Annotated in this window: 14 protein-coding genes; 10 read left to right on the top strand and 4 right to left on the bottom strand. The window is 38.7% G+C overall.

From position 1 onward, the window contains the following. The first annotated feature begins 764 nt into the window (after positions 1 to 764). The 9 genes from HH214_RS06330 to HH214_RS06290 all read left to right on the top strand — a co-directional run bounded on the left by HH214_RS06330 (position 765) and on the right by HH214_RS06290 (position 16,127). On the top strand, positions 765 to 3,824 hold the full coding sequence (locus HH214_RS06330; RefSeq protein ID WP_169606523.1) for a SusC/RagA family TonB-linked outer membrane protein: 3,060 nt from the start codon (positions 765 to 767) through the stop codon (positions 3,822 to 3,824). Between the two features lie 22 nt (positions 3,825 to 3,846). Beyond that, entirely contained in the window at positions 3,847 to 5,358 is a 1,512-nt protein-coding gene (locus HH214_RS06325; protein WP_169606522.1) for a RagB/SusD family nutrient uptake outer membrane protein, read from the top strand. Between the two features lie 65 nt (positions 5,359 to 5,423). Then, a complete protein-coding gene (locus HH214_RS06320) occupies positions 5,424 to 6,281 on the top strand; it encodes a glycoside hydrolase family 16 protein (protein WP_169606521.1) in 858 nt (285 codons plus the stop codon). 29 nt (positions 6,282 to 6,310) lie between these two features. After that, the gene (locus HH214_RS06315) at positions 6,311 to 7,786 is read left to right on the top strand and encodes a glycoside hydrolase family 30 protein (protein WP_169606520.1); all 1,476 of its coding nucleotides are present in this window, start codon (positions 6,311 to 6,313) and stop codon (positions 7,784 to 7,786) included. 43 nt (positions 7,787 to 7,829) lie between these two features. Continuing rightward, positions 7,830 to 9,281, top strand: coding sequence for a glycoside hydrolase family 30 protein (locus HH214_RS06310; RefSeq protein WP_169606519.1), 1,452 nt, complete (start codon positions 7,830 to 7,832; stop codon positions 9,279 to 9,281). Between the two features lie 34 nt (positions 9,282 to 9,315). Beyond that, complete coding sequence (locus tag HH214_RS06305; RefSeq protein WP_169606518.1) at positions 9,316 to 10,587, top strand: hypothetical protein; 1,272 nt, start codon at positions 9,316 to 9,318, stop codon at positions 10,585 to 10,587. A gap of 12 nt (positions 10,588 to 10,599) precedes the next feature. Then, on the top strand, positions 10,600 to 12,753 hold the full coding sequence (locus HH214_RS06300) for a glycoside hydrolase family 3 C-terminal domain-containing protein (protein WP_169606517.1): 2,154 nt from the start codon (positions 10,600 to 10,602) through the stop codon (positions 12,751 to 12,753). Positions 12,754 to 12,871: 118 nt separating this feature from the next. Further along, positions 12,872 to 14,110 carry a glycoside hydrolase family 5 protein gene (locus HH214_RS06295; protein ID WP_169606516.1) on the top strand — a complete coding sequence of 413 codons (1,239 nt, stop codon included), beginning with the start codon at positions 12,872 to 12,874 and terminating at the stop codon, positions 14,108 to 14,110. A 100-nt stretch (positions 14,111 to 14,210) separates the two neighbouring features. Continuing rightward, positions 14,211 to 16,127, top strand: a complete 1,917-nt coding sequence (locus HH214_RS06290) for a 7TM diverse intracellular signaling domain-containing protein (protein WP_248282222.1) — start codon at positions 14,211 to 14,213, stop codon at positions 16,125 to 16,127. Between the two features lie 16 nt (positions 16,128 to 16,143). Here HH214_RS06290 and HH214_RS06285 read toward each other — a convergent pair whose 3' ends face one another. The 4 genes from HH214_RS06285 to HH214_RS06270 are packed head-to-tail and all read right to left on the bottom strand — an operon-like array spanning position 16,144 to position 18,429. Beyond that, a complete protein-coding gene (locus HH214_RS06285; RefSeq protein ID WP_169606515.1) occupies positions 16,144 to 16,377 on the bottom strand; it encodes a cytochrome b5 domain-containing protein in 234 nt (77 codons plus the stop codon). Then, positions 16,374 to 17,063 (bottom strand): lycopene cyclase domain-containing protein, encoded by a 690-nt coding sequence (locus HH214_RS06280; protein WP_169606514.1) that lies wholly within the window; start codon positions 17,061 to 17,063, stop codon positions 16,374 to 16,376. Before HH214_RS06280 ends, HH214_RS06285 begins: the two co-directional genes overlap by 4 nt. Continuing rightward, entirely contained in the window at positions 17,060 to 17,596 is a 537-nt protein-coding gene (locus tag HH214_RS06275) for a hypothetical protein (protein ID WP_211166318.1), read from the bottom strand. Before HH214_RS06275 ends, HH214_RS06280 begins: the two co-directional genes overlap by 4 nt. Next, positions 17,596 to 18,429, bottom strand: a complete 834-nt coding sequence (locus tag HH214_RS06270) for a phytoene/squalene synthase family protein (RefSeq protein WP_169606512.1) — start codon at positions 18,427 to 18,429, stop codon at positions 17,596 to 17,598. The genes HH214_RS06275 and HH214_RS06270 overlap by 1 nt, the downstream gene beginning before the upstream one ends. 96 nt (positions 18,430 to 18,525) lie before the next feature. Here HH214_RS06270 and HH214_RS06265 point away from each other — a divergent pair, with 96 nt between their 5' ends. Then, positions 18,526 to 20,007 carry a phytoene desaturase family protein gene (locus HH214_RS06265; protein ID WP_169606511.1) on the top strand — a complete coding sequence of 494 codons (1,482 nt, stop codon included), beginning with the start codon at positions 18,526 to 18,528 and terminating at the stop codon, positions 20,005 to 20,007. Positions 20,008 to 20,108 lie beyond the last annotated feature (101 nt).

The following is a 20,108-nucleotide window of genomic DNA, read 5'->3' as shown; positions in this document are numbered from 1 at the left end:
TGCCAAATTTCACCATCCTACAGTGTATTTATTGATACAAATATAATAGAATTAAATTAGCAATGCAAGTTTTTTAAAGTTTAAAACTTAATTATGTTAATATTTTAATAAAAGCATCCTGCTGTTAAATGATTTGTAATTAAGTAGGCCGATTTTACCCCAGTTACTGCCTTATTGATTATTATAAACTTTGTAAGAGTAAATTTATTATCTGCCTAGTGGGAGTTTTAAACAATTTCAATAAAGATATTTTTATCTACCATCTTTATTTTAATTGTATGATGTTGTCATGTTTGTGTAATTTAATCAAATCCTATTGGTGTTTTTATATTAACACCTGCAGTATATATAATACCATAATGGTTTAAAATAGTATCATATCTGTAACTAAACGTTGGAAAATACCGTATCAAAAAACGTTTTATTACGAATAGATTTTATGCTGCTTTGTATTGATAATCAATAGGTTTATGTAAAATTAGTGTTGTTACTGAACCGTTTCAAAATGCTTATAATAAGCTAGTAATCAACAAATTATAAAATTTTATTTGTTCGTCAGGAAAAATCTTCCGTACCTTTACAAACCGATTAATAAAAAACCACGCGCTATTTGCATAGTGTAATCAATTAACAATTTCAATACATGCTTATAAATTACTGCTTACTGTTGTATGGGTGATACTATTTTACCTATAGTTGCCGCATTAGGAACTTTGCGGCCACGAATAATGATTCAACAAAATTTTTAATACTTTATCAATTTTATGAGAAAAAAACTTACTTTATTAATTTCGCTTTTATGTTTAAGTCTGAGTTTTGCCTTTGCACAATCTGTTGTAAAAGGTAAAGTAACTGACAAAAGCGGACAGCCTTTACCAGGCGTAGGAGTTAAAGTGCAAGGTACTACCACTGCTACTTCAACTGATATTAATGGTAGCTATACTATTAATGCAGCGCCTAACGCTAGTTTAATATTTACTTATGTAGGCTTTACTACTTTAACTGAGCCTATTGCCAACCAATCTGTTGTTAATGTAACTTTAACAGAAGGTACTAACAACCTTAACGACGTTGTAGTAGTTGGTTTCGGTACCCAAAAGAAAAGCGTTGTTACCGGTGCTATTACCCGTGTAAAAACGTCTGATATTCAAGATCAGCAAGTTACCCGCCTTGATCAAGCTTTACAAGGTAGAACTTCTGGTGTTACGGTTACTCAAAGTTCAGGTGCACCTGGTGCTGCACCGCAAATACGTATACGTGGTGCATCATCTATTAACAATAGTGAGCCACTTTATGTAATAGACGGATTAGTAGTAATAAATGGAGGTATTGATAACTTAAACCCAGATGCAATTGAGTCTATCGAGGTCTTGAAAGATGCATCAGCTGCTATTTACGGTTCCCGTGCATCTAATGGTGTAATTTTGGTAACTACTAAGAAAGGTAAAGCTGGAACTCCAGTGATCAATTACAACGGTTATATTGGTTTTCAACAACCTATTCGCAAAGTTGACTTAGCAAATGCTACTCAATATGCTACTCTGCGTAACCAGGCAGTTACCAACGATGGTGGTACTGCTCCATTTGCCAATCCATCATCATATGGAGTAGGTACTAACTGGCAAGATGAAATCTTCAGCAATGCTATGATTCAAAACCATAACCTGAGTGTAAGTGGTGGTAGTGAAAAATCAACGTATTACACTAGCTTCGGTTATTTAGATCAGCGCGGCATTATTCTAAAAGATCAATCAGATTACAAACGTTATAGCTTTACAGTTAATAGCAACTCTAAAGTTAAAAAGTGGTTAACTGTTGGTGAAAACTTGAATTATGCTTACGGTAGAACTCTAGGTAGCTTCAATACTAATAGTGAGTTTGGTGGACCATTAAGCTCGGCATTAAATTTGGATCCTATTACTTCGGTTTTACAAACTAACTCTGCTATTGCTGCTGGTTATAATCAGTATGCCGTTAGAAATTCAGCTGGTGTACCATATGCTATTTCGCCTTATGTAGGTAATGAAATCACCAATCCGTTAGCTTATGCGCAAACCATCAATGGTAATTACAGCTGGTCACATAACCTCTTTGGTAACGTATTTGCCGAGATAGAGCCAATTACTGGTTTAAAGATCAGAACTCAGTATAATGCTAAACAAGCATTTTATGGTGGTGATTCTTTTACTCCATTGTACTACTTAAACTCTAATAATAGCAACACTACCCTTACTGCTGCAAATCGTAACAACAACCGTAACTATACTTATACTTGGGATAACACTATTTCTTATAGCAAAGCTATTGGTTTACATAATTTTACTGTATTAGGTGGTACTAGTGCTTTTCGTCAAAGCGGAGTTACTTTAGGTACTAATTATACTGGTTTGCCTTATACTAGCTTCAGCCAGTTATCTTTTAACCAGTCTTTATCAGCCGCAAATCGTGTGGGTTACTCTGGTGAAGATCAACCTTATACAGTAGCTTCTATTTTTGGTCGCGTAACTTATGATTATGATCAAAAATATCTGTTTTCAGGTATTATCCGCCGAGATGGTTCATCAAGATTCGGTAGCAACAATGTATATGGTGTGTTCCCTTCTGCGCAAGTAGGCTGGGTAGTTACTCGTGAAAAATTCTTCCCTAAAGATAGCTTCGTTGATTTCTTGAAAATCCGTGGTTCATACGGTGCTGTAGGTAATGAACAATCGTTGGGTGCATTCTATTATACATCAGTTGTAGGTTCAGGAAATAACTACGTTTTTGGTAGCGATCAATTAACTATAGGTTCTTCTGCAACCCGCCCTTCTAACCCTGATTTAAAATGGGAATCGTTGCACAGTACTGATTTGGGTTTTGATGCGGTTATCTTCAAAAACTTAAACGTTACTTTCGATCTATACCGCAGATTAACTAAAGGTATGATTCAACAGCAAACCGTTCCTGGTTATACTGGTTACACCGATCAGCCATATGCTAACGTTGGTAACCTGATTAATAAAGGTATGGAGTTAGAGTTAGGTTACTCTAGAAAAATGGGTGATTTTGGTTTTGGCGTAAACGGTAACATCGCTTACAATTACAACAAAATTCTAACCTTAGGTAACTTAGTGTCTTATCTTGATTTAGGTTCTTTCCAAGGTATCAGCTCTTATTCTTTACAACGTAACCAAGCTGGTCATCCTGTAGGTTCTTTCTATGGATTTAGAGAAGTTGGTATTTATCAGACCCAGGCTCAAATCAATTCAACCCCACACTTAGATGGCGCTAAACCTGGTGATTTCATCTGGCAAGATGTTAATGGTGATGGAAAAATTGATCAAGCTGACCGTACTTTCTTAGGTAGTCCACTGCCTAAATATACTTATGGCTTAACCATCAACGCCAATTACAAAGGTTTCGATCTTAAAATATTCGGGCAAGGTGCATGGGGTAATAAAGTATTTGAAGGTTATCGTCGTTTAGATTTACCTACTGCTAACTACGAGATTGCAGCCTTAAATGCTTGGACTCCGACCAATACTAACACCAACTATCCTCGCCTTACTGATAACGATCCAAACAACAATTTTAAATATCCATCAAACTTTTATTTGCATAATGGCGGATACTTCCGTATCAGAACTGCACAAATAGGTTATACAGTTAAGAAAAACTGGTTACAGAAAATTGACGTAAGTAATGTACGCGTTTACATCAGCAGCAATAACCTGGCTACTATTACCGGCTATAAAGGATATGATCCGGAAGTTTCAGGCGCTATTGACCGTGGTGTTTATCCAGCATCTCGTTCATTCCTGGTGGGCTTAAACGTTACTTTATAATCAATTAGAAAAAATTAAAATTATGAAAGCAAAATACATTAAGTTTAGTGTTATTGTGGCTGCCGGGGTGAGTGTATTGTTCTCCTGTAAAAAGTCTTTCTTGGAACTTTCACCTGCCGGATCAACCCTTGAAACCAACTATTACTCAACACCAACTGAAGCTTTAGCAGGTGTTGTAGCTGCTTATGATCCATTAAATACAGAAACAGGTGGCTCTGATAATACGTATGCAGATCCACTAGGTGCCTTAAATTCAGCATCTGATGATTGCTTTGCTGGTGGAGGTAGCTCGTCAGATATGACTACTTGGCAAGCTGTAAACAATTATAGTTTATTAACGCCAGCTACCGGACCTCAAGGTGAGTTCTGGAATATTAATTTTACTGGTGTAAACCGTACTAATCTGATCTTATCCAAACTGGCTAGTGTACCAGGTTTATCTGCTAGTGATTTAAAACGCTATACTGCTGAAGCTAAATTTTTAAGAGCGCATTACTATTTTGATTTAGTACGTTTGTTTGGAAATGTGCCTTTAATGACTGCACCATTGGCTACAGCTGATTTATACAATCAAAAGCAAGTAGCTTCAACAGCAGTTTACGCACAGGTTGAAACTGATTTAACTGCAGCTATTCCTGATTTACCTACAACTGTTCCTACTTCTGAAAACGGGCGTGCTTCACAAGGTGCAGCTAAAGCATTACTGGGTAAAGTTTACCTTTATGAGAAGAAATGGGCTCAAGCAGCTGCTCAGTTCGCTGACGTAAATGGTACACCTGGTGGTACCAGTACTTATGGTTACCATTTATTAACTAACTATGGAGATGTTTTCAGCCCATCAAATAAATTCAACGCTGAATCTATTTTCGAAATTCAGCACACGGGTTCTCAAAGTTACAATTGGAATAACTGGAACACTTTCAAATCAAACGTGTACACCCAAATGGTTGGGGCAAGAAGTTATAGTGGCCCAATTTACTTTGCTGGCTGGGGTTTCAACCCAATCACTACACAGTTAGTTACTGCTATGAAAGGTGACCCTCGTTATGGTTATACCATCGTAAACCTTGATAGCTTAACTAAAGCTACTAACACTAAATACGATCCAAGCTATCAGAATACAGGTTATTTCTTAGTGAAATACGCACCATTGTTAAAATACAAAACAGCAAGTGGTACTACCGAGTTGAACTGGCCAAATGATTATATTGAGATGAGATTGGCTGATACTTACCTGATGGAAGCTGAGGCATTGGTACAAGCCGGTACAAATACCGGACGTGCACAAAGTCTTCTTGATGCGGTAAGAGCACGTGTTAAGCTAGCTTCAGTACCAGCTACTTTAACTAATATTTACAATGAGCGCCGTTTAGAGTTAGCTACTGAAGGTCACCGTTGGTTTGACTTGGTTAGAACTGGTCAGGCACCAACTGTGCTAGCTTTCAAAAACTTCAAATCAGGTGTTAATGAGATTCTTCCAATCCCATTGAGAGAGTTGAATAATACCGTCTTAGTACAAAATAAAGGTTACTAATAAACTTAGGTTTAAGGCAGCCAGTTCTACACTGGCTGCCTTTTTTTATGCTTACTATTTACTATATGAAACTAAAATATACCTGTATTCTTTATTTTTTGGCAGCGGTAAGCATAGTATCTTGTTCAGGCAAAAAAGAAACTGCTCAACCTTATGTTAACACCGTTACAGCACCTGTTGATAAAGGTTGGACTTTTGAAACCACCCCCACCTGGAAGGATGAATTTGATTATACCGGTTTGCCCGATACTACCAAATGGGGCTATGATATTGGCGGAAGTGGTTGGGGAAACAATGAATTAGAATATTATACCAATTCAATTAATAATGCGCGGGTAGCTAATGATAAACTAACTATTACCTTGCGAAAAGAAAATGTAGGTGGCCGAAATTATACGTCGGCTCGATTGGCATCTCGCAACAAGTTTGATTTTTTGTATGGTAGGGTTGAAGTTAAGGCTAAATTACCATCAGGTAAAGGTACTTGGCCTGCTATATGGATGCTACCAACCGACTATGCTTATGGCGCTTGGCCTGCATCTGGAGAGTTTGACATTATGGAAATGGTTGGATACGATCCTAACGTTATACATGTAAGTGCTCATACAGGTAAATATAACTTCAAACAAAATAATCAAAAAACTAACATAACCCGATTGGACGACGCTATAAACACCTACCATTTGTACAGAGTAGATTGGACACCTTATTCCGTAAAGGGCTATGTAGATAATGTACCGGTTCTTGAATATGTAAATGATGGTACCGGCTCATACGAATGGCCTTTTGATAAGCGTTTTCACATGCTACTTAACATTGCTTATGGAGGTGATTGGGGAGGAGCGCAAGGAATTGATGATAATACACTTCCAGCTACAATGGATGTTGATTACATCAGATATTATAAGATGATAGATAAATAAGGCTTAATCTTGTTTGAAAATAATCTACTATGAAAATAAAGAATTTAAAATATTTAGGTTTTATTGGCTGCTTAACAGTATTATTAGGTGCTGGCATAAGTTGTAAAAAAGGTTCAAGTACTGATACTACACCTACTACCGGTGCAGGTAATGGCACATCAACCGTTACACCAGTTAAAACAGATGTTAACATGTGGCTTACCCAGTCAGATCAAACTATATTGTTTCAAAAACAGAATATAAGCTTACTGTTTGGCACTACTACTAACTCTAACCCAACAATTGAAGTAGATACCACACAGACATATCAACCTATTGATGGATTTGGCTTTACTTTAACTGGAGGTAGTGCATCTCTGATTAATAGTTTAAGCAGTACACAACAGAATACTTTATTGAAAGAGTTATTTGCTGCAGATACTACCAATATTGGTATAAGTTATTTGCGCATCAGTATTGGAGCATCAGATTTAAGTGCAAGTGTTTACACTTATGATGAAATAACCAGCAATGCCACCAGCGATTTAAATTTGCAATACTTTAGTATTGATAAAGAGCGTACAGACTTAATTCCGGTATTAAAAAAGATTATAGCAATTAATCCCTCCATTAAAATACTAGCTTGCCCCTGGACTGCGCCTACCTGGATGAAAACTAACGGCTTATTTAAGGGTGGTAGTTTGAAAACAGAGTATTACGATGTGTATGCTAAATACTTTGTTAAATATATACAAGCCATGAAGGCAGAAGGGATTACCATTGATGCCATTACTCCTCAAAATGAACCTTTAAACGAGTATAATAATCCGGCTATGTTAATGCAGGCTACAGAGCAGGCTAACTTTATCAAAAATAATTTAGGTCCGCAGTTTAAAGCTGCAGGTTTAACTACTAAAATCATTGCCTACGACCATAATACCGACCATACGGAATATCCTTTAGCCATATTTGCTGATGCTGGTGCCAATGCTTATGTAGATGGCTCTGCATTTCACTTATACGCGGGCTCTATTGATGCTTTAACAAGTGTGCATAATAGCTACCCTGCTAAAAATATCTATTTTACAGAACAGTACACGGCTTCAACATCTAATTTTAGTGGTGATTTGCAGTGGCATGTACAAAACTTAATAATAGGTGCTACGCGTAACTGGAGCCGTAACGTGTTAGAATGGAACTTGGCCTCCGATCCATCTTACGGTCCGCATACAGACGGTGGCTGTTCAACTTGTAAAGGCGCATTAACCATTAATAATGGTTATGTACGTAATGTTTCTTACTACATTATAGCACATGCTTCAAAATTTGTGCGCCCAGGTTCAGTACGTATAGGCTCAGCTATAGTAGGTAATCTGCAAAACGTAGCATTCAAAACTCCTGAAGGTAAAAAAGTGCTTATTGTATTAAATAGCGGTAGCACATCACAGAGCTTTAATATAAAATTTAATAACAAAGCAGTAGCTACTAGCCTGAATGGTGGAGCTGTGGCTACTTACACCTGGTAACTTTTAAATCTTAAAATCTACTTTTGGCATACTAACCCCCATAATGAAAAAAACACCTTTATTATTTAAAATTTCTGCTTTATGTGTCGCCTTCGCTTATACAGCGCAGGCACAACAGCCAGTTACGTCTAAGTTTTCAACAGCTGGCAAAAAGGTTACGGTATATACCACTGCTGAAAATACGAACTATCGTTTAGCTAAAACTGAAACCGTTAATTTCACAACTAATGAGCAACCGAAAGAGTCAGAAGCTTGCATATTTGTTGATCCGGCTAAAACGTTCCAGACTGTTCTGGGCATAGGCGGCGCTTTAACTGATGCTTCTGCCGAAACATTTTACAAGTTGCCTAAGGCAAAGCAGCAAGAAATACTAACTAACTATTATGATCCGAAAAATGGTATTGGTTATACTTTAGGTCGTACACATATTCAAAGCTGCGATTTTTCAAGCGATAGCTACAGCTATGTAATTAACAACGATGTAGATTTAAAAAGCTTTGATATCGGTCATGATAAAAAGTACCGCATTCCTTTTATCAAACAAATTATTGCTGCTGCAGGTGGTAAGCTAACTATGTTTGCTACGCCTTGGAGTCCTCCTGCATGGATGAAAACCAATAATGATGTATTACATGGTGGCAGCTTGAAAGCAGAATACGATCAGCCTTGGGCTAATTTTTATGTAAAGTTTATCAAAGCTTACGAAAAAGAAGGCATACCCATTTGGGGATTATCAGTACAGAATGAGCCTATGGCTAACCAAACATGGGAATCATGCATATATACTGCTGCTGAGGAACGTGATTTTGTGAAAAACTTTTTAGGTCCGACCTTGCATAAATCAGGTATGGCAGATAAGAAATTGATTATTTGGGATCATAACCGTGATTTGTTATACCAGCGGGCTAGTACTGTGTTAGAAGATCCGGAAGCAGCTAAATATGTTTGGGGGACTGGTTTCCATTGGTATGTACACGATGTGTTTGATAATGTGAAGCGTGTAAAAGAAGCTTTCCCGGATAAAAATTTAATATTTACAGAAGGTTGCAGCGAACGTTTTAATATGAGCACTATTCATGAGTGGAAATGGGGCGAACTGTATGGTAAATCCATGATTAATGATTTTAACAATGGTGTTGTAGGTTGGACCGATTGGAATATATTACTGGATGAAAAAGGCGGACCAAACCACGTAGGTAACTTCTGCTTTGCACCCGTACATGCTGATACTAAAACCGGCGAAATCATTTACATGAATGCATTTTACTACATCGGCCATTTCTCAAAGTTTGTACGCCCTATGGCTAAACGGGTAATTAGTTCATCTAACCGTGATGCTTTACAAACAACCGCTTTCATTAACCAAGATGGTAAGCTGGCTGTGGTAGTGATGAATGGTACCGATCAAAATTTGCCTTATCAATTAATTATCAAAGGAAAGTCAGCAGCAACCGTAAGTTTACCACACTCTATTGCCACCTTGGTGGTTGACTAGGTTAACTCAGTTTATCTGATTTTAAAACAACTACATGATACCGAAACGCTATATACGCCTGTTAATAGTTTTTCTGGTACCCTTAACGGTTATCTTTTCACAATGCTTGCGTAAAGATCAACCGGTTGATGCAAGAGGGGAGTTGTATGCGGGTAGTAAAGCTTGTATGAAATGCCATAAGGATATTTACAGCAATTATCTGCATACGGCTCACTATCAAACCAGCCGTTTGGCATCAGCAGGTTCTATTCACGGCAGTTTCGAGCCGGAAAAAAATACGGTTGTTTTCAATGCACACTTGAAAGCCGTTATGGAAAAACGTAAAAACGGCTTTTATCAGGTTAGTTATGTTGGTGGTAAACCAACTGAAGCACACCCATTCAATTTAACCATAGGTGGTATAAAAGCAGAAACCTACTTGTACTGGAAAGATAAACAGGTTTTGCAACTGCCTATGTCTTATTATGTAGGTTTAAAAGGTTGGGGTAACAGCCCTGGTTATGAGGGCGACCATATTGATTTTAGCCGTGTAATTGGCATACGATGTTTTGAGTGCCATGCTTCTTATGGCAAGGAGCTACCGCAAGAAAGCCAAAGCCTTACTGATCGTCCGGTCAGGTTAGATAAGAATGCTCTTATGTTGAGTATTGATTGCGAACGTTGTCATGGTCCTGGAACCAACCACGTGAATTATCATACCGAATATCCGGATGTAAAAACAGCCAAATATATTGCGAAATACAGTGCATTAACACGAGCTCAAAAAATTGATATGTGCGCACAATGCCATTCAGGCAATAGTGGCAGAATGGTGAAATCAACTTTTACATTCAAGCCCGGTGATGCCCTGGATAGTTATAAAGAAGTGTCTTTTTACCATCCCGTTGTGGATTCGGCTAACTTAGATGTACATGGTAATCAAACCCAATTGCTGGCCAGCAGCCCTTGTTTTATCAAAAGCAAAATGGATTGTGCTACCTGTCATAACACGCATAATAATGAGCGTGGCATAGCACAGCTTTTTGTAAACCGATGTCAAAGCTGCCATAGTACTGCTAAGCATAACTTTTGCCCGTTAGCTAATCAGTTAAGTGCGGCTGTTATCACTAGTAAATGTATTGATTGCCATATGCCGGCTAAATCATCCAGCGTAATTGCTGTACACAATGGTGTACAATCAACAGCGGTACCTTATCGGGTACGAACTCACCGTATTACCATATACCCTGAAGAAACTAAAAAAGTATTGGCTTGGCTTAAAGCTGAGCAGGCTGGCAGTTCAACTAAAAATAAGAGTACACTATAATTAATTAAGGTTATGAAAATTGTTACTTATCTGTTTAAAGCAGCTATAGTATCGGTGCCATTACTGTTGCAAGCTCCGGCTTTTGCACAAACTGATGCTGAGCTGTACGGTAAAGCTGATGCTTTGCTCAAGAAAATGACTTTACAGGAGAAGGTGAACATGATACATGGTAACACAACCTTCACTTCGGCAGGTGTACCGCGGCTGGGTATTCCTGATTTTGTAATGTCTGACGGGCCTCACGGTGTCAGGCTGGAAAACCGACCGGAGGTAACCAATGATGCCAGTACTTACCTGCCTACAGGCGTATGTTTAGCGGCTACCTGGAATCCCAGCTTGGGCTATGCCTTTGGTTCTGTATTAGGCAGCGAGGCTAATTATCGGGGTAAAGATGTAATTTTAGGTCCCGGCATCAATATCATTCGCTCACCGCTAAATGGCAGAAACTTTGAGTACGAGAGTGAAGATCCTTATTTAATATCGCGCATGGTAGTAGGTTACATTAAAGGCGTACAAGATCAGGGTGTATCTGCCTGTGTAAAGCATTTTGCCTTGAATAACCAAGAATATCTGCGTACCAAAATTAATGTTGAAGTAAGCGAGCGTGCACTACGTGAAATTTATTTACCCGGCTTTAAAGCTGCAATAACCGAAGCTGGGGTGAATACGCTAATGGGCTCATACAACAAAGTACGCGGCGAATGGGCTACGCACAACAACTACCTAATTAACCAGATTCTGAAAAAAGAATGGGGCTTTAAAGGTTTAGTGATGAGCGATTGGGCTGCGGTACATAGCACGGTACAAGCCCTCTGGAACGGTACCGACCTGGAAATGGGCACCGATTTGGAGCAAGGTGATCATCGCGACTATAGCAAATTCTTTTTAGGTGATACAGTAATAACCCTGGTTAAAAAAGGCATAGTACCTGAAAACCTGATTGATGATAAAGTACGTCGTATTTTGTATGTAATGCTGAAAACTCATGTGCTGGATAAGCAAAACCGTAAAAAAGGGGAGTTTAACACAAAAGAACATCAGCAAGCTACAGCCAAGATTGCCGAAGAAGGTATAGTGCTGTTAAAGAACCAAAACCATATTTTGCCTTTATCATCATCAGTAAAATCAATTGCTGTAATTGGTTACAATGCTGACCGGCCTCAAGCTTTGGGTGGTGGCAGTTCGCAAATTAAGGCACTATACGAAATAACACCATTACAAGGCTTAAAAAATGTAGTTGGCGGTAAGGTTAAGATAACTTATGCACAAGGCTATAAAATAGAGCGTGGCGCAACTGCCGATGCTGGCATGATTAAGCAGGCTGCTGACGCTGCTGCAAAGGCCGACGTAGCCGTAGTAGTAGGCGGCTGGACACACGGTTACGACTACAACAAATGGGGCGATAATGCTTACGATGCAGAAGATACCGATAAACCGAACATGAACATGCCTTTTGGGCAGGATGAATTAATTAAAGCAGTATTAAAAGCTAACCCTAAAACTGTTGTCGTACTAATGGGAGGCGGAGCTATCGACATGACTCAATGGGTAAACCAAACACCGGGCATTATACAAGCTTGGTACCCTGGTATGGAAGGTGGTAATGCACTGGCTAGAATTATATTCGGTCAGGTTAATCCATCTGGTAAATTGCCCATGACCTTCCCGAAAATATTGGCCGATGCTCCTGCACATAAGTTAGGTCAGTTTCCGGGAGACGGTACTAACGTGTATTACCTGGATGATATTTATGTTGGTTACCGTTATTTTGATACTTGGAAAGTAGAGCCGCAGTTTGCCTTTGGTTATGGCTTATCATATACCACCTTTAGATACAACAACCTAAAGGTAAAAGCTAATGGCGATGCTGCTACGGTAACGTTTAATGTAACTAATAGCGGTAAAGTAGCCGGTGCCGAAATTACGCAGCTGTATCTAAAGCAAGAAAAGTCAACCTTGCCACGCCCTGAAAAGGAGTTGAAAGGTTTTGAAAAAATATTTTTAAAACCTGGTGAAACCAAGCAGGTTTCATTAACGCTTAATCCGGATGCTTTTAAATATTTTAATGATACTAAAAATCAATGGGTAATGGAAAAAGGCAACTTTGATGTGCTGGTAGGCAGTTCATCACGCGACATTCGTTTGAATGGCGTAGTTGCTATGTAAGTTAATAAATAGAAGCTGTATTAAGTCAAATACATTCGTGGTGAAAGGTATCTAACTTAATACAGCTTTTTTGTGGTGCCATACAACACAAAATCTTTCCTCATCTAACAACACACCTATGTTAAAAACTCTAAAAAAAATAGTTATGGTTGCCCTGTGTGCAACTATAGGCAGCACTGTACAAGCGCAAAGCGGTAAGTTTATCTCGGTAAAAGGCAAAGACATTATAGGTACCGATGGTAAACCATTTTATATGCGTGGTACTAATTTGGGCAACTGGTTGGTACCCGAAGGCTATATGTTTAAGTTTAAAAGTATCAATTCACCTAAGCTGATTAATGAGGCTTTTGCAGAGTTAATGGGCCCTGAAGCAACCAAAGCTTTCTGGAAGCAATACTTAAACAATTATATTACCCGTGCCGATATTCATTTTCTGAAAAGCTTAGGCATGAACTCTATCCGGATACCGTTCAATTACAAATTATTTACTGATGAAGATTACTTAGGAGAGAGCAATCCTAATCATGGTTTTGAATTGATAGATCGGGTAATTGGTTGGTGCAAGCAGGAAGGCTTACATGTTATTTTAGACATGCATTGTGCACCCGGTGGCCAAACTGGTGATAATATTGATGATGGTTATGGTTATCCCTTCCTATTTGATGATGCCGCCAGTCAGCAGTTAACCATAAACATCTGGCGTACTATTGCTACTCATTATAAAAATGAAACTACCGTAATGGGGTACGATTTATTAAATGAACCTATCGCTACTTTTTTTGATACGGCTCATTTTAATCCTCGGTTAGAACCATTGTACAAGCGCATTACTCAAGTAATTCGTACAGTAGATAATAATCATATTATTTTTATAGGTGGTGCGCAATGGGATGGCAATTTCAATCCGCTAACAGGTCCGTTTGATGCTAAAATGGTATATACCTTTCACAGCTATTGGGCACCTCCGGTTAAAGCTAGCATCCAGAAGTATTTAGACATGAGAGATAAATACAACATTCCGATTTATATTGGGGAAACTGGAGAAAACAAGGATGAATGGATTGCGCAATTTACAGCTGTACTTGAACAAAACCATATAGGCTGGCATTACTGGCCTTATAAAAAAATGGATAATACCGCAGGCGTAATGAGCTTTAGTAAACCAGCCAATTACGACTTGGTAATTGATTATACCGAGAAGCCGCGTGGCAATTTTGCCGACATTCGTAAAGCGGCGCCGCAAAATCGTGAGCAGCTAAAACAAGCTATTATGGACGTTTTAAACCAGTGCAAATTTGAAAACTGTACACCTAATACCGGCTATATAAAAGCGTTAGGATTAAAGATTAAAAATTGATATTATTGTTGTATTAAACCAGGTATAATAGTGCCTGATAAATGATCAGTATTTTTGCGCTGCAAGAATTTATCAGGCACTATTATATTAATACATTACAGTGAGTAAGTTGATTTGCCGGGCCTTTGTATTGCAGCTCTGGGCTGCTTTGTGTATGGTATATAGTGTTAAAGCACAAGTAGCCGTACCACTATCAGATAAGATAGACCAGCACATCTTTACTTACCATGAAATCGATTGCTTAGAGGATGCTGCTGGGCATTATACCATTAATCAGGTGGCCTCACCTGATTTAGCCGCTAAGTTTAAGCCGAGTACGCTAAGTACACCAGTTACCACTAATACCAACTCGGTTTATTGGTACCGTATCAGGATAGCTAATAACCCCAATACACACAATAATTGGCTGCTTGAGTTTTTCGACCAAACCATTGATGATGTAACTGTTTTCTCGCCAGATGAAAATCATCACTACGCTGCGTTTCATTTAGGAGCAAGTCACCCCTTTATACAGCGGCTCTATCAGCACAAGAACTTTAGTATCAACATAAATAATCAGCCTGAAAAAACTTCGGTTTACTACATGCGGCTAAAGTCGCATCAGCCAGCTAATGTGATTGTGGTGTTGCGTTCGGTAAGTTGGTTCATACACTATGCACTGGATGAGTATTTCTTTTTCGGTATTTTCTATGGCATGGTGCTGGTATTCAGCTTATATAACTTAGTCATGTTTTTTGCTATCAGGCAAATACAATACTTGTATTATATTTTATATAACCTCAGTATCGGGTTATATGAAATGTGTGCCGATGGTATTGCTTACCAGTTTATATGGCCTAATGCACCGGTTTGGAATCAGTATGCTTATGGTATTGCCTTGTTTTTGGCTAGTATATTTGCTTTATTATTTACGCAAAGCCTATTATACGTCAGGAGTAAAGCTAACCGGTTAAACAAAGTTATCTGGGGTGTTATTTTACTGCGCAGTTTGTTTTTTGTGGCGTGCCTATTCTTTAACAAAAACTGGTTTGCCTATAAAATTATAGAAATAGTACCGCTGTCATTAGCCTATTTTACGGGTTGCCGTATATTGTACAAAGGTTACCGACCTGCCCGGTACTTTGTAATTGGTTACAGCTTCTTACTCGCCGGTTTTATGATTAAAGTATTGCTGGCGCTTAATGTAGCTTGGTTGCCCTTCGGACCTGTTACGCACTACAGCTTGAGCTTCTGCTTTGTGATGGAAATGCTGTTTATTTCTTTTGCGATAGGCGACAAGGTACGGTTTCTAAAAACTAAGAAAAACCAAGCTCAGCGGAACACAATACAGCAGCTTCGTAAAAATGAAGAGCTGAAAGATGGCATAAACCGAATGCTGGAACAGCAGGTAACCGAGCGTACTAAGGAGCTGGTAGAACAATCTGCTGTAATTGAGCAACAGAATGAAGAGCTTAAATCAGTGAACATGTTGTTGCAGCAACAGGCTGAAGAAATTTCGCGCATGAACGTGTTGCTGGAAAAAGACAATATTGTGCTGCAAACCAGTATTGAAAAAGTGACGCACGATAGGGTCATGTCTTCGGATGTAGATTTCGAGGAGTTTAGCCGCATCTATCCAGACCGTGAAGCTTGTTTTAAGTTTTTATCTGATTTGAAATGGGAAAAAGGTTATGCCTGTCGTAAGTGCGGGCATACTCATTACAGTAATGGGCATTTACCTTATAGCAGACGGTGTTCAAAATGCGGGTATGAAGAGTCGGTAATTGCCTATACTATTTTGCAGAATACCCGTATTCCGATCAATAAAGCTTTTTATATGCTGTTTTTAGTTTATAGTACTAAAGGCAAAATATCATCGCACAAACTTTCAGAAATACTCTCCATCAGGCAAAGTACTTGCTGGGCTTATAGTGCGCGTATCAAAAAGGTAATGGATGAAAAGAAAAAAGAACTCCGTAATGCCGGACATAAAGGTTGGAGCAAACTGGTTCTGGAACCACTAGCAGAAGATGCATAAGAGTTATAAAGTAGTATTAAGTTAATTGCCCAATGGCCTTGAAACGTTCAAATACAGTAGCTGTATGTGGCGCATCGGCTAGTTCTTCAGTTAAATCTTGCCCGGCCCAATGTTCATAGTGCTTGCCGTTGCGCCATAAGCGGCTATCGGTTACATCATAGATAGTACCTTGCCATGCTACCCATATTTCGGGCTTATCCTGCCCATTACGCAAAGCTAATTGTGATCGGGTATATGAAGGTAAACTCATGCAGCAGCAATAGTTTTAGCCCTTCGTTTAAAGTATTCGTAAAAGCCTACGTTCATGAGCAGAAGAGCCATCGAGTAGAAGTGGTCTTCAAAGGGGATGGTACCTACTCGTTTTCCAATGTTCTCCGCATTGTTATAAATAACGATAGGGATAGCTGTTAAAACACCATTAACAATATAAAATGGCAGTAATGAAACTATGTAAGCTACATAAAAGCGCTTGAGCCAAGGGGATTTAAAGACATATTGCAGCACTGCAATCAAAACTAATAACAGGCTAAACGTAACCAAGGTGTACAATCGATTATGATATAAAGCCAGCATAACCAAGCTTAAAATTATAATTATAGCTGATATGATCTGGCTAACGATTGATGGTAATCGCTTCCGTACATAGTAGTTTAAACAGGCGTAAATAAAAATGCAGGAGAAAGGCACGGTTAAGAAAAATAGTATTTCTTCAATAGGCAGCCGGAAAAAGGTTAATCCCGTAATAAAATCCGGGTTGAACGACCATACTCCTTTTATAGTAAACAGCACATCCCAGAACAGAAATACCAATCCGGTAATAGCCATGCCCGGCCAAATGTACTTCCACTTTTTATAAAAGCGCACACGTTTATCAAACGATAGCAATACCGGAAAAATAACAGTCAGAAAATTAATAAGCAGGTAGGCGTATCTCACTTCAGCGCGGCTAATTGTTTATGCAGAGTTTCATTTTCATCAGGTGTACAACGCTTGGAGTTGATTAGAAACTTGATGATGGTAATCACCACATTCTGATCAGCTGAGGCATAATATTTTTTATCTAGCTGCCTGATCATTTCTTTTCTATCAGCCTCCAGGTGTTTAGTATATCCTAAAAATCCAGGAACGTTATGCTCAATAGAAAAGCGCATAAAACGTATTTCTATATTGTGAGGGTCGTTGTTTACAGCACCTTCTAAAGTGTTTTCAGCATCATTTAAATACTTCAGCTTTAAATATGGGTTCCAAGTATGCTTAGCTCGCAATGCTTCTACAGCACCCAGGTAACTGGTAAGCAAAGGAGACTTGTTTTTAGTGGTAGTAAGCGAATGGTATAATGAATCATTGGTACTGCGTTTCTGTACTGCTTCCAATAGTTGCTGGCGTAATAACTTTAAATTAGGTACTTCGGCATTCACAGCCACGCACCAGGTTAGCAGTAATAACACTATCCCTCTTTTCACCAACATTATATCACATTTAGTTTTTGATGCAAAACAGCTTTAAAATATAAAGCCATTTTGTGGGTGTCAGATACTCGAATACGTTTTTGTAGTATTATGCTAGCTGGTGTACGACTTATTTTTTTAAATAGCTGACGGTAGTAGATGTAAGCAATATAAACCCCTAGCCGTGTACCGCGAGGAAGTAATTTGATACCTTCAAAAGCATCATCAAAGTCTTTTTTGATATCAGCTTCAATTTGCAATTTATCCTGCTCGGTAAAACGGTTAAAGTCAACAAACGGGAAATAAGTACGGCCGCGGTCTTCATAGTCAGACTTCACATCGCGTAAAAAATTAATTTTTTGAAAGGCTGCACCTAAGCTGCGGGCCATAGGCCGTAATTGTTGGTATAACTCTTCATTATTTTCACAAAATACCCGTAGGCACATTAGCCCTACAACCTCAGCCGATCCATAAATGTATTGATGATAACCTGCTTGGTCATAGCTGGTAATATCCAGATCCATTTCCATTGAATGTAGAAAGGCATCAATCAATTCATCTTCAATACGGTAAGCGTTTACTATTTGCTGAAAAGATTGCAATACCGGATTTAAACTAATTCTTTGTCGAATAGCAATAAATGTTTCTGTTCGGAAATCAGTAATTAATTTTTGCTTGTCGTAATCATGAAAGGTATCAACAATTTCGTCAGCATAACGCACAAAGCCGTATATGGCATAAATGGGATAACGAAAGCGTTTATCAAAAGCCATAATTCCCTTACTGAATGATGTGCTATACTTGGTCGTAATAATTTTACTGCACTCAAAGCAGGTTTCATCATATAAATTCATCAGTAAGAGCTATTTTATCAAATGTACATATATCAGGGCATAATTGTTTAGCTGCTCTGCAAAACATTTTGCTTATTTGGGGTTTCTTCAACACGCATGAATCAGCACAAAAAAGTTATTGTAATAGGCGCGGGCTTTGCTGGCTTGGCTGCCGCCACTTTACTGGCCAAAGCAGGTTACCAGGTTACTATACTGGAAAAAAATGAGCAGTCAGGTGGCCGGGCACGTATTTGGCAGCAAAAAGGCTTTACTTTTGATATGGGCCCAAGCTGGTATTGGATGCCTGATGTGTTTGAAAATTACTTTGCTTTATTCGGTAAAAAGCCGGCAGATTTTTATACACTGGAACGATTAGATCCGGGTTACCGTGTTTATTATGGCACCAATGATGTGCTGGATGTACCTGCTGACTTGAATAAACTGAAAAACTTGTTTGAACAACTGGAACCCGGCAGTGGCGCTGAACTGCAAAATTTTTTGAACCAAGCCGAATACAAGTATAAAGTAGGGATGGGTGAATATGTATTCAGACCCTCGCACTCCATTACTGAATTTATCGACTTTAATTTAATTAAGAAAAGTTTCGGTATTCAGTTGCTGACTAGCATGAGTAAGCATGTGCGTGGTTACTTTAAAAACCCAAAGTTGATTAAGCTGCTGGAGTTCCCGGTATTATTTTTAGGTGCTACTCCGCAAAATACACCGGCCATGTACAGCATGATGAACTATGCCGATTTGGTGTTAGGTACCTGGTACCCTAAAGGTGGTATGCATGAAATTGTAAAAGCAATGGTTAAGTTGGCTGAAAGCTTTGGCGTGGATATAAAATTGAACACAGAAGTAGCGCATATAGATATTGAGCAGAACAAAGTAAACACCCTCCAAACAACGCAGGGTAGCTTTACGGCTGATTTTGTAATTGCCGGTGCTGATTATGAACATGTAGATCAGCAGTTGATTGATAAAAGTCATCAAAACTATACACCCGATTACTGGAATAGTCGCACTATGTCGCCGTCTAGTTTATTGTACTATATAGGGGTGAATAAAAAGCTAAACGCCATTGAACACCATAATTTGTTTTTTGATGAAGACTTTGAACTGCATGCTAAAGAAATATATACGGACCCGAAATGGCCTACTAAGCCATTGTTTTATGTGTCATGCACCTCTAAAACAGATAGTACGGTTGCACCGGAAGGTTGCGAGAACCTGTTTTTCTTAATGCCACTAGCTCCTGGCTTGCATGATGATGAAGGGTTACGCGAAAAGTATTTTACTTTAATGTTAGACCGCTTTGAGGCTGTTACCGGAGAAAGAATCAGAGACAATATTGTAGTGAAGCGCAGCTATGCCATGAATGATTTTAAAGCAGATTACCACTCTTTTAAAGGCAATGCCTATGGTTTGGCGAATACGTTAGCCCAAACTGCTTTTTTCAAACCAGCCATGCGGGCTAAAAAAATCAAAAACATGTTGTACACCGGGCAACTTACCGTACCTGGACCTGGGGTGCCACCAGCATTGATTTCAGGTCAAATGGTGGCACAAGAGGCAATAAAGATGATGGAAAGTTAAGGTTTCGCAGATTACTTTAGTAAGGAGGATTTAAAGAATCTGCTTATTAACTAAAAAGGCCTGCTTAAATTTAAGCAGGCCTTTTTAGTTAATGTTATATG

The sequence above is a fragment of the Mucilaginibacter robiniae genome (assembly GCF_012849215.1).
GTDB classification, from domain to species: domain Bacteria; phylum Bacteroidota; class Bacteroidia; order Sphingobacteriales; family Sphingobacteriaceae; genus Mucilaginibacter; species Mucilaginibacter robiniae.
The sequence above is the reverse complement of the archived record's forward strand: the minus strand, read 5'-3'. Positions and strand labels throughout refer to the sequence as shown.

What these genes read in the sequence shown, in the direction of transcription:
- HH214_RS06330 (WP_169606523.1), top strand. Translation starts at nt 765, where the DNA reads ATGAGAAAAAAACTTACTTTATTAATTTCGCTTTTATGTTTAAGTCTG.
- HH214_RS06325 (WP_169606522.1), top strand. Translation starts at nt 3,847, where the DNA reads ATGAAAGCAAAATACATTAAGTTTAGTGTTATTGTGGCTGCCGGGGTG.
- HH214_RS06320 (WP_169606521.1), top strand. Translation starts at nt 5,424, where the DNA reads ATGAAACTAAAATATACCTGTATTCTTTATTTTTTGGCAGCGGTAAGC.
- HH214_RS06315 (WP_169606520.1), top strand. Translation starts at nt 6,311, where the DNA reads ATGAAAATAAAGAATTTAAAATATTTAGGTTTTATTGGCTGCTTAACA.
- HH214_RS06310 (WP_169606519.1), top strand. Translation starts at nt 7,830, where the DNA reads ATGAAAAAAACACCTTTATTATTTAAAATTTCTGCTTTATGTGTCGCC.
- HH214_RS06305 (WP_169606518.1), top strand. Translation starts at nt 9,316, where the DNA reads ATGATACCGAAACGCTATATACGCCTGTTAATAGTTTTTCTGGTACCC.
- HH214_RS06300 (WP_169606517.1), top strand. Translation starts at nt 10,600, where the DNA reads ATGAAAATTGTTACTTATCTGTTTAAAGCAGCTATAGTATCGGTGCCA.
- HH214_RS06295 (WP_169606516.1), top strand. Translation starts at nt 12,872, where the DNA reads ATGTTAAAAACTCTAAAAAAAATAGTTATGGTTGCCCTGTGTGCAACT.
- HH214_RS06285 (WP_169606515.1), bottom strand. Translation starts at nt 16,377, where the DNA reads ATGAGTTTACCTTCATATACCCGATCACAATTAGCTTTGCGTAATGGG.
- HH214_RS06275 (WP_211166318.1), bottom strand. Translation starts at nt 17,596, where the DNA reads ATGTTGGTGAAAAGAGGGATAGTGTTATTACTGCTAACCTGGTGCGTG.
- HH214_RS06270 (WP_169606512.1), bottom strand. Translation starts at nt 18,429, where the DNA reads ATGAATTTATATGATGAAACCTGCTTTGAGTGCAGTAAAATTATTACG.
- HH214_RS06265 (WP_169606511.1), top strand. Translation starts at nt 18,526, where the DNA reads ATGAATCAGCACAAAAAAGTTATTGTAATAGGCGCGGGCTTTGCTGGC.